Annotated in this window: 17 protein-coding genes and 1 tRNA gene; 7 read left to right on the top strand and 11 right to left on the bottom strand. The window is 34.5% G+C overall.

The window, feature by feature from the left end; translation table 11 throughout:
- The first annotated feature begins 31 nt into the window (after positions 1-31).
- Together HGO49_RS01650 and HGO49_RS01655 are read left to right on the top strand one after the other, a co-directional pair.
- Positions 32-439: a hypothetical protein gene (locus tag HGO49_RS01650; protein WP_017531665.1), complete on the top strand. Its 408-nt coding sequence runs from the start codon at positions 32-34 to the stop codon at positions 437-439.
- 210 nt (positions 440-649) lie between these two features.
- On the top strand, positions 650-1,852 hold the full coding sequence (locus HGO49_RS01655) for an AAA family ATPase (protein ID WP_172758349.1): 1,203 nt from the start codon (positions 650-652) through the stop codon (positions 1,850-1,852).
- A gap of 19 nt (positions 1,853-1,871) precedes the next feature.
- On the opposite strand, the gene metG is transcribed toward HGO49_RS01655, so the two are convergent.
- The 4 genes from metG to HGO49_RS01675 all read right to left on the bottom strand — a co-directional run bounded on the left by metG (position 1,872) and on the right by HGO49_RS01675 (position 6,176).
- Positions 1,872-3,401: a methionine--tRNA ligase gene (metG, locus tag HGO49_RS01660; protein ID WP_026092581.1), complete on the bottom strand. Its 1,530-nt coding sequence runs from the start codon at positions 3,399-3,401 to the stop codon at positions 1,872-1,874.
- Between the two features lie 377 nt (positions 3,402-3,778).
- A complete protein-coding gene (locus HGO49_RS01670) occupies positions 3,779-4,378 on the bottom strand; it encodes a hypothetical protein (RefSeq protein ID WP_017531668.1) in 600 nt (199 codons plus the stop codon).
- 50 nt (positions 4,379-4,428) lie between these two features.
- On the bottom strand, positions 4,429-4,689 hold the full coding sequence (locus tag HGO49_RS07205) for a hypothetical protein (protein ID WP_017531669.1): 261 nt from the start codon (positions 4,687-4,689) through the stop codon (positions 4,429-4,431).
- Between the two features lie 83 nt (positions 4,690-4,772).
- Positions 4,773-6,176 carry an NAD(P)H-dependent flavin oxidoreductase gene (locus tag HGO49_RS01675; RefSeq protein ID WP_017531670.1) on the bottom strand — a complete coding sequence of 468 codons (1,404 nt, stop codon included), beginning with the start codon at positions 6,174-6,176 and terminating at the stop codon, positions 4,773-4,775.
- A 135-nt stretch (positions 6,177-6,311) separates the two neighbouring features.
- Here HGO49_RS01675 and coaE point away from each other — a divergent pair, with 135 nt between their 5' ends.
- The gene (gene coaE / locus HGO49_RS01680) at positions 6,312-6,890 is read left to right on the top strand and encodes a dephospho-CoA kinase (RefSeq protein WP_017531671.1); all 579 of its coding nucleotides are present in this window, start codon (positions 6,312-6,314) and stop codon (positions 6,888-6,890) included.
- Here coaE and HGO49_RS01685 read toward each other — a convergent pair.
- The 5 genes from HGO49_RS01685 to HGO49_RS01705 all read right to left on the bottom strand — a co-directional run bounded on the left by HGO49_RS01685 (position 6,880) and on the right by HGO49_RS01705 (position 12,887).
- A complete protein-coding gene (locus HGO49_RS01685) occupies positions 6,880-8,064 on the bottom strand; it encodes a ribonuclease D (RefSeq protein WP_017531672.1) in 1,185 nt (394 codons plus the stop codon). The two genes, coaE and HGO49_RS01685, sit on opposite strands and share 11 nt — an antisense overlap.
- A gap of 84 nt (positions 8,065-8,148) precedes the next feature.
- Positions 8,149-9,468 (bottom strand): dihydroorotase, encoded by a 1,320-nt coding sequence (locus HGO49_RS01690; protein WP_026092582.1) that lies wholly within the window; start codon positions 9,466-9,468, stop codon positions 8,149-8,151.
- Positions 9,469-9,582: 114 nt separating this feature from the next.
- Positions 9,583-12,075 carry a lipase family protein gene (locus tag HGO49_RS01695; RefSeq protein ID WP_040754533.1) on the bottom strand — a complete coding sequence of 831 codons (2,493 nt, stop codon included), beginning with the start codon at positions 12,073-12,075 and terminating at the stop codon, positions 9,583-9,585.
- Positions 12,076-12,178: 103 nt separating this feature from the next.
- Complete coding sequence (locus HGO49_RS01700) at positions 12,179-12,781, bottom strand: RDD family protein (RefSeq protein WP_026092583.1); 603 nt, start codon at positions 12,779-12,781, stop codon at positions 12,179-12,181.
- Between the two features lie 23 nt (positions 12,782-12,804).
- Positions 12,805-12,887: transfer RNA gene (locus tag HGO49_RS01705), tRNA-Leu, on the bottom strand.
- Between the two features lie 102 nt (positions 12,888-12,989).
- Here HGO49_RS01705 and HGO49_RS01710 point away from each other — a divergent pair.
- A complete protein-coding gene (locus HGO49_RS01710; protein ID WP_017531675.1) occupies positions 12,990-14,432 on the top strand; it encodes a replicative DNA helicase in 1,443 nt (480 codons plus the stop codon).
- Between the two features lie 243 nt (positions 14,433-14,675).
- Positions 14,676-14,852, top strand: coding sequence for a hypothetical protein (locus HGO49_RS01715; RefSeq protein ID WP_017531768.1), 177 nt, complete (start codon positions 14,676-14,678; stop codon positions 14,850-14,852).
- A gap of 18 nt (positions 14,853-14,870) precedes the next feature.
- On the opposite strand, the gene HGO49_RS01720 is transcribed toward HGO49_RS01715, so the two are convergent.
- Together HGO49_RS01720 and HGO49_RS01725 are read right to left on the bottom strand one after the other, a co-directional pair.
- Complete coding sequence (locus HGO49_RS01720) at positions 14,871-15,743, bottom strand: hypothetical protein (RefSeq protein ID WP_017531769.1); 873 nt, start codon at positions 15,741-15,743, stop codon at positions 14,871-14,873.
- A 96-nt stretch (positions 15,744-15,839) separates the two neighbouring features.
- Complete coding sequence (locus HGO49_RS01725) at positions 15,840-16,211, bottom strand: glutaredoxin (RefSeq protein WP_017531770.1); 372 nt, start codon at positions 16,209-16,211, stop codon at positions 15,840-15,842.
- Between the two features lie 70 nt (positions 16,212-16,281).
- Between HGO49_RS01725 and ribF the strand changes: the two genes are divergently transcribed.
- Both ribF and lspA read left to right on the top strand, forming a co-directional pair.
- Positions 16,282-17,214 carry a riboflavin biosynthesis protein RibF gene (gene ribF, locus HGO49_RS01730; RefSeq protein WP_017531771.1) on the top strand — a complete coding sequence of 311 codons (933 nt, stop codon included), beginning with the start codon at positions 16,282-16,284 and terminating at the stop codon, positions 17,212-17,214.
- Positions 17,211-17,687 (top strand): signal peptidase II, encoded by a 477-nt coding sequence (gene lspA / locus HGO49_RS01735; protein ID WP_017531772.1) that lies wholly within the window; start codon positions 17,211-17,213, stop codon positions 17,685-17,687. Before ribF ends, lspA begins: the two co-directional genes overlap by 4 nt.
- The last annotated feature ends 3 nt before the right edge of the window (positions 17,688-17,690 follow it).

A 17,690-nucleotide genomic window follows, 5' to 3' on the forward strand; every position in this document is an offset into this window, starting at 1 on the left:
AAAACAAGAAAAAGCAGATTCTCTACAAAAAATGAATATCAATGATTTTAATATGAAGAACTTAACAACAATTTCTATAGTACAAGAAATAAAGAATGGCGTCAGGCTTGTTCCAGACGTAATAAAACCTGGAATACAGGGTATATTTTACGCTGCAGGAGGAGTATTGTTTACATACGCTTATGGTTTTTTTGCAAAACAAAAAAGTTATCAAGATGGTTATATGGAGGGCTATAAAAAAGGCTACAGTGAAGGCTTTAAGACAGGTTATAACGAGAGCTTTAATCAAATTGCCTTAATTGCTGGAGCTGCTTGTGTTGGAGCTGCTGTTGGAACTGTAGCTATTATATATTATACTCAATGCAGACAACAAAATACTCAAATTGATAATGCTCAAACAAATCAGGTAACTTCTAATAACTTAGCTTTAGTTGAGTAAGATCAAGCTAAAAATCAATTGCATAAACATTATCCGAGAAAAAAGTTCAGTGTGTAATCAGAAAAAAATCGGATAATAGAGAAGGAAATTGTACAGATCGATCTTTTTGCGAATCTACGCTTCTGTCTTCTTCAACTAGTGTAGTTTATTAATAAAAAAAGATTGTCATATTTTATTATCCATGCTAGAATAAACTTAGTGAGGTATATAATGAAACATATGTTTAATAAGGCTAACGCGCCTTATGTTATCAGTAGTACTTTAGCTACAGCAACTCTTTTAGCATCAGGAGTGTTTGCTGCAGCTCCTTATGTTGGTTTCTTAGCTCCAGCTGCAGCATTAAGTGTTGGCCTTCCATTTATTATTGGCGGTGCTGTATTTTCTGCTATAGTCATTGCACTTTCGGCTGTATTAGTTAATAAAAACAAAATTATTTTTGAGAAAGATACTCAATTGGCTAATCAAGCAGAAGAGATAGAAGGCAAAGACAGAGCTATCTCTGAGAAAGATACTCAATTGACTAATCAAGCAAAAGAGATAGAAGGTAAAAATAGAGATATTTTTGAAAAGAGCAAAGAGCTAAAAGTTACTTCTTCTTATTTAGATGCTCAAAATGCCAAAGAAAAAGCTGAAATGCAAAAACAATTAGATAAAAAGGTAGAATACATTATTCATTCTGATGAAGATGCTGAGAGAGTGCATAAAGAGCGTAAAGAAAAAAATCGAGAAGAGGTTTTAGATTCTGAAGCTCTTAGCAATTTATTTAGAGAAGAAGGTAATCAACCAAAAATGAATGCAGTAGCAGAAAAAGAGAAGCTTAACAGTGTAAAAAGTTCTATGCAATCATCAAATAATCCAATCCCTGCAGCAAAAATGTCATTATTATTAGGGCTAGGAACGTTAGCATCAACAATGTTTATTAATAAGTTTGATCCTATTCATAACAGTCTAGTGCAATCTGACAATAGTATGGTTAATTATACCTCAAGCTTACCATTTACTTGTTCCGCTGATCAACAAACTATGCAAAGTAAGATCGATGAGGCGACCAAGATATTATATGATGCTAACAAGCGATATGGAGACCAGTGTTTCACAACTGCAGAGGATAGCACAAATCATAAAGATGTTTCTCAGAGTGTGATGAGCAGAATATTCTCTGTTCTTAGTAACCCATGGGACAGTCTCGTTGGTAGTGCAAAGAAGAATGATAACAGTCCTGAACCTCAATGGTTTAAGGATTTGCATAAATCAGAAGATTTAGAGGAAATTATAGACGGTGGTATCCTTGATAATTTATCTTACCCTAAAGTAGATAATGTTATAAACACATCAAAACGCCAAGGCACTTCTTTTGATTCTGTTAAATTAAGCCAATTAATTACAGAACGACCAGTTCAGCCTGGTTTATGAATGGTTTACTAAGGGTTCTTTAAATATTCACCCTCAAAAAAATCGGTGTAGGTTTGGGCAGTGTAATGTCTAAACCTACGCATGCGTTGCACAGAGATTTTAAATCACGTTGTTCTTTTGGAATTTGCAACTGATCGAGTATCATTTCTGCTGATTTTGGAACGATTGGCTTCAATAAAATGCCAATTATTCTGATATATTCGAGTAATTTATAAATCACTAAATTCATGCGCTCTCTATCGGTTTTACTGAGTGTCCAAGGTGCACTTTTATCTATATAAGTATTAGCCTCAGAAGAGATATTGATAATTAAAAATATAATATGATTAAACTCATACTTTGAGAGATGATTCGTTACTTGATCAAGTATGGCTTTACAATTTGGCAAACTCTCATCATCTTTAAGCAAATTGCGATCGACCACTGGTACAACTCCAAAGCATTGCTTGTGCAGAAATGAAATTGTTCTTTGCACTAAATTGCCTATATTGTTTGCCAGCTCTGAGTTTATGCGGCTGATCATGTTCTTCTTACTGAAATTACCATCTTGACCGAAACTTGCTTCCCGAAGGAGAAAATAGCGTAGTTGATCAACACCAAACTCTTCTGCAAGATCAATTGGATCTATAACGTTACCAAGAGATTTGGATATTTTTTCCCCCTCGTTTAGCCACCAACCATGAACTGCAATTTGTTTTGGCAGTGGTAAATCTGCTGCAAGAAGAATAGCTGGCCAGTATACAGCGTGAAAACGCAGTATGTCTTTACCGATCACATGAACGTTGAAGGAGTTTGTCCAAAACTTCTTATATTCCTCATCTTCTATATTAGGAAAGCCTATTGACGTGAGATAGTTAGTGAGCGCATCTATCCAAACATAAATTACGTGCTTGTCATTCCCTGGTACTTTTATTCCCCAATTAAAACTAGTACGAGAAATCGAAAGGTCAGTAAGTCCTGATTTTACAAACGATACCACCTCGTTTTTTCTGCTCTCAGGAAAGATGAAATTCGGCTGATTTTCGTATAACTCTAGTAATTTATTTTGCCAACTTGACAAACGAAAAAAGTAGCTCTCTTCTTTTATCCACTGAACTTCAGCGCCTGTTGGTGCTCTGCCATCTATCAACTCCGATTCCTGATAAAACGCTTCATCACGAACTGAATACCAACCTGAGTAAGAATCCTGATATATTTGTTCTCTCTCTTCAAGCCTATTCCATAGAGCTATAACTGCTTTCTCATGACGTTCTTCTGTGGTGCGAATAAAATCATTATAATCAAAGTTCATTAGCTCAGCCAATTTTCTGAACGTAACACTGATTTCATCTGTAAATTCTTTTGGCTCTATTCCCTTTACCTTAGCCGCTTTTTCAATTTTCTGTCCATGTTCATCTGTACCAGTAGTAAACTTGACGTTCTTTCCAGCTAATTTCATAAATCTAGCTGTAACATCACAAATAAGGGAAGTATATGCGTGGCCGATATGTGGCTTGTCGTTTACGTAATATATTGGCGTAGTAACGTAAAAGCTCTCAAATTGCTCCATTTTGTACTGTTTAAAGCTTTATCGTATCTGCACTAGTAATAAAAATCAATACATATCCTACCAGACAAGCAATCTGAAAATCCATTATACCGCTGCGTTTTGCAGCGGTATAATGTGAGTAACTTACGTTTGAGTTGCTATGATATTGTTGTCTATAACTTAACAACTGTACAAACATTCGTCTGTGAAAGCAGTGTGTTAAATATTATAGCAGATTTTGCCTCAAACACAAAAATGTCATCCCAGTGCCCAGACACTGGGATCCAGAAAAATTAATTGTAAACAAACGACTATACAACATGTTCAATAAAATTACAAAAAAGCTGGATTCCAGTGTAAAGCCCTGACCATTTGCTGTACAATTTACCTTCTAAAAATCAATGTTCATACGTACATCCATGATTTTCAGAATGTTTTTCCGCATTAGAATGAGAAAACAACCTACCAGGTCTGGTGTCATCATAAGAAGGAGCAGTTGGAGCAGTATTAAAATCGTAAGGAGGTGGTGCCTCGCGATGAGAAGAATCTCCCAAATCATATCCAGGTCCTGATTTATAATAGTTAATTACCGCTTCTTCAGCCTTCTTAATATTTTCTGACTCTTTCTCATGGTTCATATGAAAAGCCACACCACCAACAAGACACACAAGAGAATTAATGCCAAGAATGACTAAACCCCAAACTGGTAAGACTGGGTTAATAGCGCAACCTATCAAAGCTGCTAAAGAAATTGCACCAACTGCAAATTCTATATTTCTGAACATTTTAAGCTTATTATCCAGGTAATCTACCTTTTCTGATTTTCTAGCCGTTTTTTCGCTGCTGTTATACAAATAACACATTAAACCATGAAAACCCATACACACAACTGCAACTACTATACCTAAAGCCAATGATTTCATGTTGTCTTCTGCGTCTTTTTTCTTATCTTCTCTGCTTGGCTGGTTACTGCTACCGAAACCAAGGTTATTTATCACTGTAGTATTACCACTAAACAGGCTACGAAGTAGAAAATAATCCCAAAAATCTAAACCTCTTTGTGTACATGTACGTGTGTAACCTGAGGGCTTGTAGGTTGTTGCCTACTATCACGTCGATCACTTCTTATATTGTGTTCATTAGTTAGGTTATAGCGCCTAAATTCCTTATACGCATTTTCAAAATTTTTATCACTCCAGTCCTCAATATTTTGCATACCACGAGAACGTAAAAATTCTTGAACATTCTTGTCACTGCCATTTTCTTTTATATAGGCAAGTGCATACCTTTTTAAAACACTATCGCGCATAGATATTCTCCTCAAATTAAGATTAAATTAATAAACAGTTATTACTATAAATTATATAGAATAATGTCTTCTTGTCAAGTTAGTCATAAACCTGTCAATATTCTTTCCACCAGCTCCTTTACTGTTGGTACGTTGCCATTCTCATAAAATGGGTCTTGCTTAAATTTGTATACATTGTGTCCAGAAAACATAAGTTCATTTTCAATATCACCGTCATGTATAATGTTTTGCAGTGTCTTTTGTATACAGAAGCTTCGTGGATCTGGTTTTCGCCCTGTTGAATGGTCACCATGATCTTTCCAATTGCTAAACAGACAATGGCTCAAACATCCCATGCAATTAATTTGATCTTGTCTTATTTTCGCAAATTTGCCTGGTGTCACAAAAATAACAGTTGTATCTGGAGTTTTCATTACCTCTGTATACCCTGCTTTAATCCATGCATTTGCTAGCTCTTTGTCTTTTGCAGTGAGGTAAATCTTTCTACCTCTGCTACCCATTGCAAATTCATTATTAAACTCTCCACTCACACTTTCTGAAAATTTCATTTGACGTGAATTTCGTTCCTGTAGCTCATGTATGAAGCTATTTCTTACTGCAGATGAGTAAAATCCTGTTGGACTAAATTTGTTTAAAAATACATCACCTTCTTCTAAAGTAAGTAACTTCTTTTTCCATTCTGTAGAAATCGGACTTTCTTTTGTTAAAAGTGGACGAGTGCCAAACTGAAAAGCTATTGGTCCGATTTGTAAATTGTCAAACCAATGTTCCCAATCCTTCAAATTCCACACTCCCCCCGCCATAACAATTGGCGTTTCAGAAAGACCGACTTCATTCATGAAAGATCTAAGCTCTGTAACTCTTTCAAATGGAGCCTGTGATAATTCTGGATCTTCACTATTACTGAGTCCATTGTGACCACCAGCAAGCCACGGATCCTCATATACTACTCCACCAAGTAAAAAAGAAGATATTTTTTGGTAAGCACGTTTCCACAACGCTTTAAAAGCGCGCGCCGATGAGATAATAGGATAGTAATAAACTTGATATTTAGCTGCAATTTCTCCAAGCCTGTAAGGCATACCAGCACCGCAAGTGATGCCATGAACTAAGCCTTTTGCTTTTTCTAATATGCCATGAAGGACTTGTTCTGCTGCTCCCATTTCCCAAAGCACGTTCATATGTATTCTTCCACGGCCCTTTGATATTTCATTCGCTATTTTTGCTTGACTAACTCCAGCCTCAATACTATACTTAATTAACTCTTCGTGCTTTTCATTTCTTGTTTTACCTTTATAAATTAGTGGTACCAGTTCGCCATTGTCATCGATAAGTTTAGCATTTGCACCAGAAAACGTACCAACAGCATCTGCTGCAGCGAATGATCCACTTGATCTTCCGTCACTAATTGCAATGCCTTTGCCACCTTCGATAATCGGCCACACTTCTTTTCCTGAAATCACTATCTTTTTTATCTTATTTTTCAAAATTTCCTCTTAATCTTTCACTCTATTTTACTTAATTACTAAAAAAATAATAGCTTTTCTTTTGATGCCCAAACATTCAGTTTTAAGTAGACATAACAGCTACGACATATATTCTTTTTAGAAGTCTTTTACTATATGATAATAGGTCTAACAGGTGGAATTGGAGTTGGGAAGAGCTTTATAGCCAATTGCTTTAAAGAATTTGGTGCCGCTTTGTTTGATGCCGACTCTGTCGTGCACCAGCTTTATAAAGTAAACAAAAACATAATAAGTTACGCAGAAGAAAAATTTCCTGGAGTAGTAGCAAACGATGAGATAGACAGGAAAGTATTATCTAAATATTTTTTAGCTTATGATGAAAATTGGAAGCAATTCCAATCTTTAGTGCATTCTGCCGTGCGAAATGAATTAGAAATTTTTATTGCTCAGGAGAAAGAAAACGACAGAAAATTTCTAGTTCTAGACATTCCACTCCTGTTGGAAACTAGATTCCGTTTATATTGCGATTTTATTGTTTTTATCCATGCAGATAGCGCTGTACAAGCTCAAAGGCTCAGTGAGCGTAATATGGATAAAGAAAAGCTGGATCTAATGTCCAGTATTCAGCTACCTATTGAAGAAAAAAGGCAAATGAGTGATTTCATCATCGATACCAGCGCAAATGTTTTTTCTCAAGTGAAAGACATAATAAATTCGTTAGACCTCAGCACGTGATACGGTTATTCTCCACCAGATTACTCCGAATTTTAGCTGTACTATCAGCAGATTTTACCATTAAAATTTCAAACCTTGAGCCTGCATTCAAAAACGATTCTACTGATCTGCCGAAAAAATCATATCTCCATCCCTTGAATAGTTTATCTATCTGCCCAGATATTGAGCCAGCTAACTCATCTTTTGATGAAATTAACTTTCTTGATATGTTATTTTCCTTACATTTGCTCTCCAAAATAATCGAGAGTATATCAAATACAGATTTATCATAATTATCTGACAGAGTATAATTTTGCTGCACAAATTCCTTCTCATTCTCATTGAAAATATCTATAAATTCTAATAAATCTTCCTCTTTTATATTTTTTGTGTTTCTCTTAAGGTCATCTAAAATGCCATCAATATGTTCCACGTTTTTTTCAATTAAACCAGTTATTACGGCATTATTGACTACCTTATTACGATTTATATTGTAACGCTGTGCTAAGGTCTCTTGCCACTCACTAACTGCTTTAACAGTTAACATCAACCTTGGATTTGCTTCATAATTAAATTTAATCCTCTTCCATGCATCTTTTGGATTATGCAAATACTTATTGACATCAACTATTGATTCCATCTCTTCTTGAAACCAGCCCATCCTATTATTTTCTTCAAGTTTATTGCACAATATTTGGTGTAGGTCATATAGGTGTATCACGTCATTTACTGCATAATCTAATTGATCCTCAGATAATGGCCGTTTTAACCAGTCTGAATTTTTAGCTTTAATTTTATCCAGCGCTACCCCCTGATATTGCTCTACTACTTTTGAATAACCAATAAAGTCGTGATAATAATGACAAAACATAGCAGCAACTTGGGTATCAAAAATGGGAGTAGGAACACATTTAAGCACGGTGAGTAAGGATTCTATGTCTTGCCGACAACTATGAAAAACTTTGGTTATTTCTCGATTCAGCATTATTTTCTTAATAAGCGATAAGTCAATTTCCGGTACTAACACATCTACAATAAAACTCTTCTCTCCGTAAGAAATTTGAATTAGTGATAATCTAGGATAGTAGGTTAAATTGTTTCTAATGAACTCTGTGTCCACTGCTATAAATTTTGGATCTTTTGCCATCAATTCTTCACATGCATTCTCCAGCTCCGATGTCGTACTAATTAGCATATATTTTTTATTCAGTGGCTATATTTTACCACTTATATTGAATATTTACAATTGATTGAAATTGAGAACGCAACTGTATGATAACTAATTCTTCTGTAAATATACAGTTTTGCCAGACACAACGGTACGTATTACGCGCCCTTTCACTTTGCGTCCATCGAAAGGGGAATTTTTTGATTTACTAGCAAAGTTGTCAACTTTAATTTTCCATTCATGATCCAAATCAACTAAAATTAAGTCCGCTGCAAGGTTTTTCTGTATGCGGCCACGTGGCACATGTATGATATCTGCAGGCTTATATGTCAATTTTGCAAGCACATCAAGTAGACCCATTTGTCCACTGTGATATAGTTCAAGTGAAATGGGCAGCATTGTTTCAAGGCCAACAATACCAAATGCAGCATTTTCAAGTGGCAAATCCTTAGAACTAAGATCATGCGGAGCATGATCGGTTGCAATACAATCAATCACACCTGTCTTTAAACCTTCAATCATAGCTAAACGATCTTCCTCTGTACGCAGTGGTGGATTCATTTTTGCAATTGTTCCATGTTGCTTTACTATATCTTCAGTTAAAGTAAAGTGATGAGGAGTTACTTCACATGTAACATTTAACCCCAAATCTTTTGCTCGTTTAATAGCATCAAGTGAATCTTTTGAAGAGACATGTAAAATATGGTAGTGCACATTCTCCATATCTTTCATGAGCAGTATATCGCGACTTACCATAACCGATTCTGATGCACTCAAGATTCCCTTTACTCCCAATTCTTCAGAAATTTTACCTTCGTTGATTGCACCACCTGCTGATAAATTTAAATCTTCTGCATGTTGAGCAATAGGAACACCCAGCATGCTTGAATAAAGCAGCGCCTGTCTCATAATCATTGGGTTCATAACTGGCATGCCATCATCAGTGAACCCAACCGCACCTGCTTCCTTTAAAAGTGCCATTTCAGTCAGGTGTTCTTCCGAAGTGGTGATTTTAGCGTAAAATTCAACATTCACATGCGAAGTTTCAAATGCTCTATATTTCAAATATTTAGCCAAAACAACGCTATCAATTGCTGGAGCAGTGTTCGGCTGACAAACTACAGTTGTAACACCTCCCGCAGCTGCAGATTTGCTACCTGTATATATAGTTTCTTTATGTTCCTGCCCTGGTTCACGAAAATGTACGTGAATGTCAATAAGGCCTGGCATTAGAACAAGCCCTTTACAGTCTATTGTTTCGTCAACTCCACTTGTTGAAAATAATGATTCGCCAAAATCAACAATTTTATCCCCTTCAGTCAATAGCGAACCTTTTATATCAAGTTTAGTTTCCGGGTCGATAATACGAGCATTAGTATACGCAATTTTATAGCCCTCCTTTTGCCCTGTTTGCAATAAACTCCAAATCATATTTTAGTATCAATTATAAAGTATAATCTAAAGTTTTTTTAGTAAAACACAAACAAATTAAAGCGATGGCATAATAACTAGCAATAAAGAGTATTTAAATTACTAACTTAATATCTAAGCAGCTATTCTATAACTACAATTTTCGATTTCTACATTGTTAAATGTGGTATTTGCCTTATAAGAACAGTAACACCCTACTGTAAGAAAAGCTAATGCAGCTACAGCAAGCGAAATACACATTGCTAAATGAAGAATTGTTAGACTTGTACCAACAGCAAGTGCTCCAGATAATACAAAAGAAACAGAAGCATAATTACCTTGCCTTTTACTGTAAGTTCTTGCTTTCAAGAATTTTTCACTTAGCTCTTCATTCTTGCTTTCAAATTGCTTCTGTAGACTCTTCTCTAGTACTTCACTTTTGTTTTCAATTTCTTGCAGCTTTGTCTTTAAGTCGTTATTTTCATTTTCGCGTTGCATTATTTGATCAGCGAACGATTGTCTTGCATCATTCAGCTGCCCTTCCAACTGATCATTTTGTGTAGTCAATTGAGCTACCCGACCATTTAGCGTATCAGCAACCTGTGTTAATCGGGTTACTTCATCAGTTTTATCAATTAGACCTTGCTTTGCATCATCCAGCCGCCCTTCCAATTGATTGTTTTGTATAGTCATTTGATCTACTTGATCTTTTAGCTTTCCAATCTCTTTTTTCTTCTTTTCAAGCTGAGCTCTTGCTTCATTAGATTCTTTGCTAAGTTGCATGACTTTACTAGTTTCTTTAGCTAATTTTTGCTTTGATGCTACAAGTTGAACTTCTGTTTGCTCACATTTCCTTTCAAGCTCCCTTGCTTGACTAGACAAATCACTATTTTCCTGTTCAAGTTGAGCTTTTACTTCCCTTAGCCCTCCCTCACTCTCTCTGAATTGAGCTCTAGCATCCTTTAGCTCTTTTTCTGCACATTCTACCTTTTCTTCTAGCTTAGTTTTTGCTTTCTCAAGCTTCTTCAGTTGATTAGTCAGATTACTATTCTTTCTTTCTAATCCAGCATTTGTTTCTTCAAGTTTTTCTACAGTACCGTTAAGCCTAGTTACTTTGCTAATTTGCTCATCCAACTCTGCTTTGTTTTCTGCAAGCTGATCTTTTGTCCCTTTAAGTTCCTCAGTTTCTTCATCCAAACTTTGTTGTATACTACTTAACTCTTCCTGTAGTTGAATTAATTTTTGTTCTTTTTGTTTTAGTTTCTTTTCTAAATTTGGATCATATTGAATTGGTATCTCAGAAAGCTTAATGTCTTTATTTTCTTGTTTAACTTTTTCAAAAAATTCCTTATCACCCACATCAACATTTGACAAAACTGCATGGTAAAATAGGCCAAAAATATAAGCAATATGACGATACTTAGATGCGTTATTGTCTGATTTAAATTTTTCCTGCTCTACTTCCTGAATAAGGTTATAATAGGTATCAATTTTATGATAGTGTGGTTCTAAATACTCCAGAGTTTTACCCGTTTCTAATTTTAATGGTTTACCTACATGTTTATAGTGCATACCAGCATTACCATGTGGCAAACATGGTACCGGGTCTGATTGACACGCTACTCTAACAGTCTTATTTCCAAGACACTGATTGTAAACTTCAGCGGCATCATTATAGAAAACTCGTGGAGAACCAAAAGTTGCAACATGAACATCTTCAGTACCTTCTGTTTTATTAAGACATAAAGCAGTTATACTAGCAAGAGCACCTCCCATGCTATGGCCTGTAACATTGATTTTTAAATCTTTGATTGCTAATCCTTTATCATTAGCATGCCCTTGTAATATTTTATGTACGCTGGGCCAAGAGCGCTTGAATAAAGAGTAAAAACCAGAATGGACACGATGATCTTCAGATAAAAATGACAATTTAGCTAAAGAAGCACGAAGATCTTCCTTCACATCATTCAAATCGCGAGTACCATGGTAAGCTATAGTTACTTCCTTATCTTTAATAAAAATGTAACCAGCATCTCGATTATATGAATTGCTACCAGTTAAAGCATAGCCAACATCATGTTGTTCTAATTTATAATCGGTATCCAAGCAATATTCATTCTGAATGGAGTCATTGTCGTAAAATTTTATAATTTGATAACCTTCTTCTTCAAATTCCCTTTTAGTTTTGTATTCACCTTTCTCTAATTTTCTATCCACATTACCATAGGAAATTTTGCTGAAGGTACACATTTCCCGTAATTTTTCTTTATCAAATCCTGCAATTTGCCCTTTTATCAGATCAGAAAGGTCAGAAGCATAGTCTAATCCAGCTTGTCCTTCGCCTAACCCTAAAACTATGTATAAAGCATTATGATCTAAATCAGCTTCTTTATCTAAAGATTCTGTTAAATCCTTATATATTTGATCTACAGGAAGATGATCAGATTGAACATGATTTTCTTTACTAAGAAATGATTTTAATTGTTCAAGAGAGTCTCTGAATTCCAAAGTTTTTGCTTTACTTAAAAGTAACTCTAAAGCTTGAAGTGTTTTGTCTATTTCCTCACAACTGATATGCTCAAAACTATTACCAATAGAATTCATTGAATCTTCAGAGAGGCTTAACATATTCATTTCCAACTATAAGCTTAATCAACTTAGTATATCATTAGTTAAGTATTTGATCAAATTTATTAATAAAACTATTAAAATTTTCTTATTTTTAACGAATTTAGTTCATTTTATCACGCTTAAGACTCTTATTTATGACAACCACTGTGTCTGCGATCTTATCGTGCCAAGTTTGGCAGCGTTTGTCGAAGTTTGCCCATATAAAACCCAAGAATAATGGCGCAGTTGACAATATGAAGGAAAAAAACCTCTTTGTTGCTTGTTTCAGAGTCAATTTTTCAAAAGTTTGTGCATTCACAACTCTAAGTCCAAGTAAGAATTTTCCAGGTGTAGCGCCAAATCTTATCCACATATATGCTACATAACTAAAAAGCATAATAAATTGAACTATCTGATTTAGAACTAGTAACTTTATTAGTTTACTCTGCATTGCTGTTTCCTCTGCAGATAGTGGCACCTGCATTTGATATTTTGCAGCAATTTGGCCTAATATTTTACTGCTCTCCGAGCTCATAAAGAGTTGATTTAAGGCCTGACCGCAAAACTGTAAAAATAAAACGATGATGATTAAATCAAGTAGCACTGACAAATAGCGTCTAAGTCCCGTTACATAGCATATTCCATTATCATCCTTTTTCACTTTTTGAATAGCATTTATAGAAGAAAGAATGGCAAATAAACGACTAAAAAATTTATGTAACATATATGCATTTTCCAATGTTTGAGTGCCCCTGGCCGGACTTGAACCAGCATGCTCTTGCAAGCAACAGATTTTGAGTCTGCCGTGTCTACCATTTCACCACAGGGGCCTATTTTAATGCTATAAGCAACACAGGATTAGTCAAATTTTTTCTCTTTTAAGTCGAGATTGAATATTCTACAATAATCAATCATTACTCTAAAAACTTAAAATGAATGAATTAGTTAACCTTATTAATTCAAGAGAAGAAATATGTAAATTGCCACATAATTTAGAAGCAGAGCAAATGCTCATTGGTGCAATGATTCGTGATAATAGAATTTGTGATGCAGTTGAAGATATAATTGCAGCAGACAATTTCTACGATCCACTACATCAAAGCATTTTTACCCAGATATCTAAAACCAGAAAACACGGCATAGTTGCCAATGAACTAAGCCTTAAGATGTTTTTTGAAAATGATAAAGCATTTGCCGAATGTGGTGGAGTTGAGTACCTAGCAAAGCTTGCAGCGAAGGCAAGTATTGCTCTTGATATCTATAGCTTGACCAGAATAATCCGTGATACTTATTTAAGAAGATGCTTAATCAAGCTCGGACAAGAGACAATTGACGATAGTTATAACTATGACATCGAAAATCCTGCACAGGTACAAATTGAGCAAGCAATGACAAAATTGTTCAATTTAGCAGTAAAAAAGCAAGGTGAGAAAACATACATAAAGCTTGCAAGTTCAATTAAAGATGTGGTTGAGAAGATTAGCAAGCTAAAAAATAATCCAGAGGCTCTAGGTATTACAACCGGACTTCAAGATCTAAATCAGCTTCTTGGTGGTTTGCAGAAATCTGATCTGTTAATTATAGCTGCAAGGCCCTCAATGGGGAAGACAGCATTGGCACTGAACATCGCACTTAATGCTTGTAAGATTTTGCAAAAAAGAACAGACAAACAACACTACGTAGCGTTTTTCTCACTTGAAATGTCAGCAGAGCAATTGACTGCAAGATTGATTACCATAGATTCAGGTATTGGTTATTATAAGGCAATGACTGGGAGAATTAGTGATTTTGAATTACATGAATTCATTAATGCTAGTACAGGACTATCTGAATTACCTTTCATTATAGATGACACTCCTGCTCTATCAATTAGTGCCCTTCGTACCAGAATACGACTGCTATATCAGCTATACAATGTAGAGGTGGTATTTATCGATTATCTGCAATTAATTCGAGGAACAACAAAAAGGAGTAGTGAAAATAGAGTGCAAGAAATTTCAGAAGTGACGCAGGGTTTGAAAGCAATTGCAAAGGAACTAAATATTCCCATTGTTGCACTATCGCAGCTCTCTCGTTCTGTTGAGCAGAGGGATGATAAAAAACCACAACTTTCTGATTTACGTGATTCAGGAAGCATAGAGCAGGATGCGGATATAGTAATGTTCCTCTATAGAGAAGAATATTATGAATTAAGAAAGCAACCAAATGAAGGAAGTAATAAACATCGAGAGTGGCAAGAGAAAATGGAGAAAATTAGAAATATTGCAGAGCTGATCATTGCAAAACAAAGAAACGGGCCAATTGGCAGTGTGAAGCTACATTTTGACTCCAATAGAGGTGCATTTAAAGATTATACAGAAAGATATAGTCTGTAGTGGTTTTAAGTAATTCTGGAAGTGTTTAACAAACCATACGTGCCAAATTAAGGAGCTATCGTGAAACATAGCAATATTTAAGATTGGCATTTTATTTATTACATTTATTTTTTTAGGAAATTCTTATCTAGGATAAGATAATTTTTTAGAAAAATCTATAAATTACTAACTTTAAGGGAATGTTCAAAAAAGTGTGTCAAAACGAGAAGCAAAATATAATTGAGATAAAAATGGAGGTTTGACATGAGTCAAGTAAATGGAACTACTGGATTGGTAGACTATAAAGAATTAGAAACCTATCATCTATACGAGAAGGTAGATACCATACAACAACATCATCCCAGTGTTAAACGCTGGGATGACAGAGAGCAGCTCAATGGCTCCACTCAATCAGTAAAAATATATGTAGACATTGGCTAAAACCATTCTAACAACATTTTAGTGAAACTTAACAAGCTTATCTATAGTTTTAGTGATGATTCTTGGAGTATTTGGAGAAACTTCTGAGCCCAGTCTATTTAACCGCTCTATAGCAAACCCGCTGTTCTCGTTTATTATGAAATCACATAAAATATTTTCTATATCTTTAATAACACTTTCATGCTTTCTCAGAGGATGGTTGTGCGGATATCTATGGATAGTTTTGATGCTAGAATACTCAACAAAAGCTTGATCTTTAAAAGCAAGTTGTCTCAATTTCTCTTTGAATTTTTCTTCTTCATCTCTTGCTAAAAGGCAAGACTTTATCAGTGATTTTGTAATCGAGTTTATAGCTTGGTGTATTTCAGAATGCACTACAACTTTGATGATATTTTCTTCGACTATACAATCATAAGTACTTTTTTCGCTCTTTAATGACTCTATAAGCATTTCGCTATTTTGTGAACTCAATTCCAGATCTTCTTCACTTATAGGAGTCATTATAAAGGTATTCTTATTTACCCTGATGTAAAATTGTGGCAACCCTTTAGAACAGGCGAATGCTACATCCTTAGACTCAAGTGCGTGATTGTATGAAGAAGAAAGGGTGCTTGCTATAACGCTGCTTGGTACTTTCATTCCATGATTACTTAGGTGATTTAACACACTCTCAACATCATGATATGTAAAACCTGTATCTTTTATCAATTCAACAACTTCTATGCAATTGTGTTGTTTATACTCTATTGTCACTTCTTCTGTAAAAAGAGTTTTAGCTGCTATATGCTTATCAAGCACTGTGAAAATCTTGATGAAACTCTCTAAATCTTGTTTGTTAATTAATTCAATACTAATTAAGTTTTTGCTAACAATTATAATATTTTTTATCATTTTTTTCCCACTAAAAAAACTCACTAGATGAATTGTATTTTTAATTCATTAAAAATTGTTTAAAGCGGTTATGCCAACAACAGTAAGACAAAAAAATCACACAAGATCATCATGATGTAATACAATACACCCCTCGTGTTCATCACTACCACTTGTGTAAGCTGTTGCATTAATGCTATCTTCATTGTTATTTAACATATTATCCAACTTTCCTTCTTTTTCAAGATCCATCAATTTGTCACATCCAGCAATATGATGCACATAATCACCATTTTCATCAGTAATAAAAATTTGTGGAACTGTCCTGACGTTATATTTTGATTTTATACTGTCAAACAAATCCGAGTTTCTAAGTACATCAATTTCTTCGTATTTCACACCTTTTTCATCCAATAACTCTTTTGCTTTCTTGCAGAATGGGCAGTACTTCTTCACATATATTACAACTTTTCCTTTAGTGTTTTTCACGATTTATCTCTATAGTTCATAAAATACAACTATTATATATAAAAAATATATATATAAAATATCAAATTGTATGAAAATTATTTACAACTGTGAGCAAGGGATAAAAGATAATGTGGCACTAACTTTCGGAAATTTTGATGGCGTTCATTTAGGACATAAGTTTGCAATTTCCAATCTAAAGGATGTAGCACAAGAAAGAGGATTACCCTCTGCAGTTTTAACTTTTGAGCCTCACCCATCAACTGTTTTATTTAGTAGGAACAATTTTAGGTTAATAGACCAAGAACAAAAAAAGGAACTAATCAGCAGCTATGGTATAGATTACTTGTATATTATTAATTTTAGTAGAGGTTTTTCTGAGGTTAGCTGCGATGACTTTATTGGTAAGATTTTGGTAAAGAAGTATGGTGCTAAACATATCACTGTTGGAGAAAGTTGTACTTTTGGTCACAAACGATTGGGTAACATATTAACTCTAGAAAAATATTCTCAGATGTATGAATATTCTTTAACTAAATTAGAGCCATTGATAATCGATAGAAAAATTTGCTCTTCTTCCTCAATCAGGGAGTGTTTACAAAAAGGCGAAATAGAAATTGCTAATAAATTGCTTGGTAGGTCTTATCAAGTTTCTGGTATTGTAACAAAAGGTGCATGTAGAGGTAGAGAAATAGGGTTTCCAACCATAAACATTCCGATAGAAGATTACATGATAAAACCTAAGCTTGGTACATATTACGCCAAAGTTGCATTTTCTGAAAATAGTTCAAGTTGGCTATATGGAGTAGTCAACATTGGTATGAGACCTACATTTAAGGACTTAAAAAAACCTATAGTAGAAATGCATATATTTGACTTCAACGAAAATGTATACAATTTTAAGGTTGACATACAACTTTTAAAATTTATTAGGGCAGAAAAAAAATTCCATAGTATTAACGAGTTAACAAAACAGATAGACCGTGATATAATGAAGGCTTACCAGTTAAAGATAAACTTATGAAAAGGATATGTTTAGTTATTATATTGATTATAGTATCATTCGATCAAACAAGTAAATTGTATATAAACTCATTGATTGATGAGGGGGAGTCAATCGAGATTACTAGTTTTATGAAATTAGTTGAAGTTTGGAATTCAGGAATTAGCTTTGGAATGTGTAGTACTCTGCCGCATGGCAGCTTCTTTTTTTCGGCATGTTCAATATTAATAATTGGTATACTTGCATACTTGATATATAAATCTAATGATAAGTCAATTTACCTTAGTTTTTCTCTGATGATTGGTGGAGCGATCGGAAATGTAATTGATAGAATCTATTGGGGCGCTGTATATGATTTCATATATTTTCATATCAATGATTGGTATTGGCCAGCCTTTAATTTAGCTGATCTATCTATAGTTTGTGGAATGTTTACATTGTTATATAAGTGGTATATATATGATAGGTCTATCTCTAAGCAAAATGAGGAATGAAAT

The organism is Wolbachia endosymbiont of Diaphorina citri, from assembly GCF_013096535.2.
GTDB lineage: Bacteria > Pseudomonadota > Alphaproteobacteria > Rickettsiales > Anaplasmataceae > Wolbachia.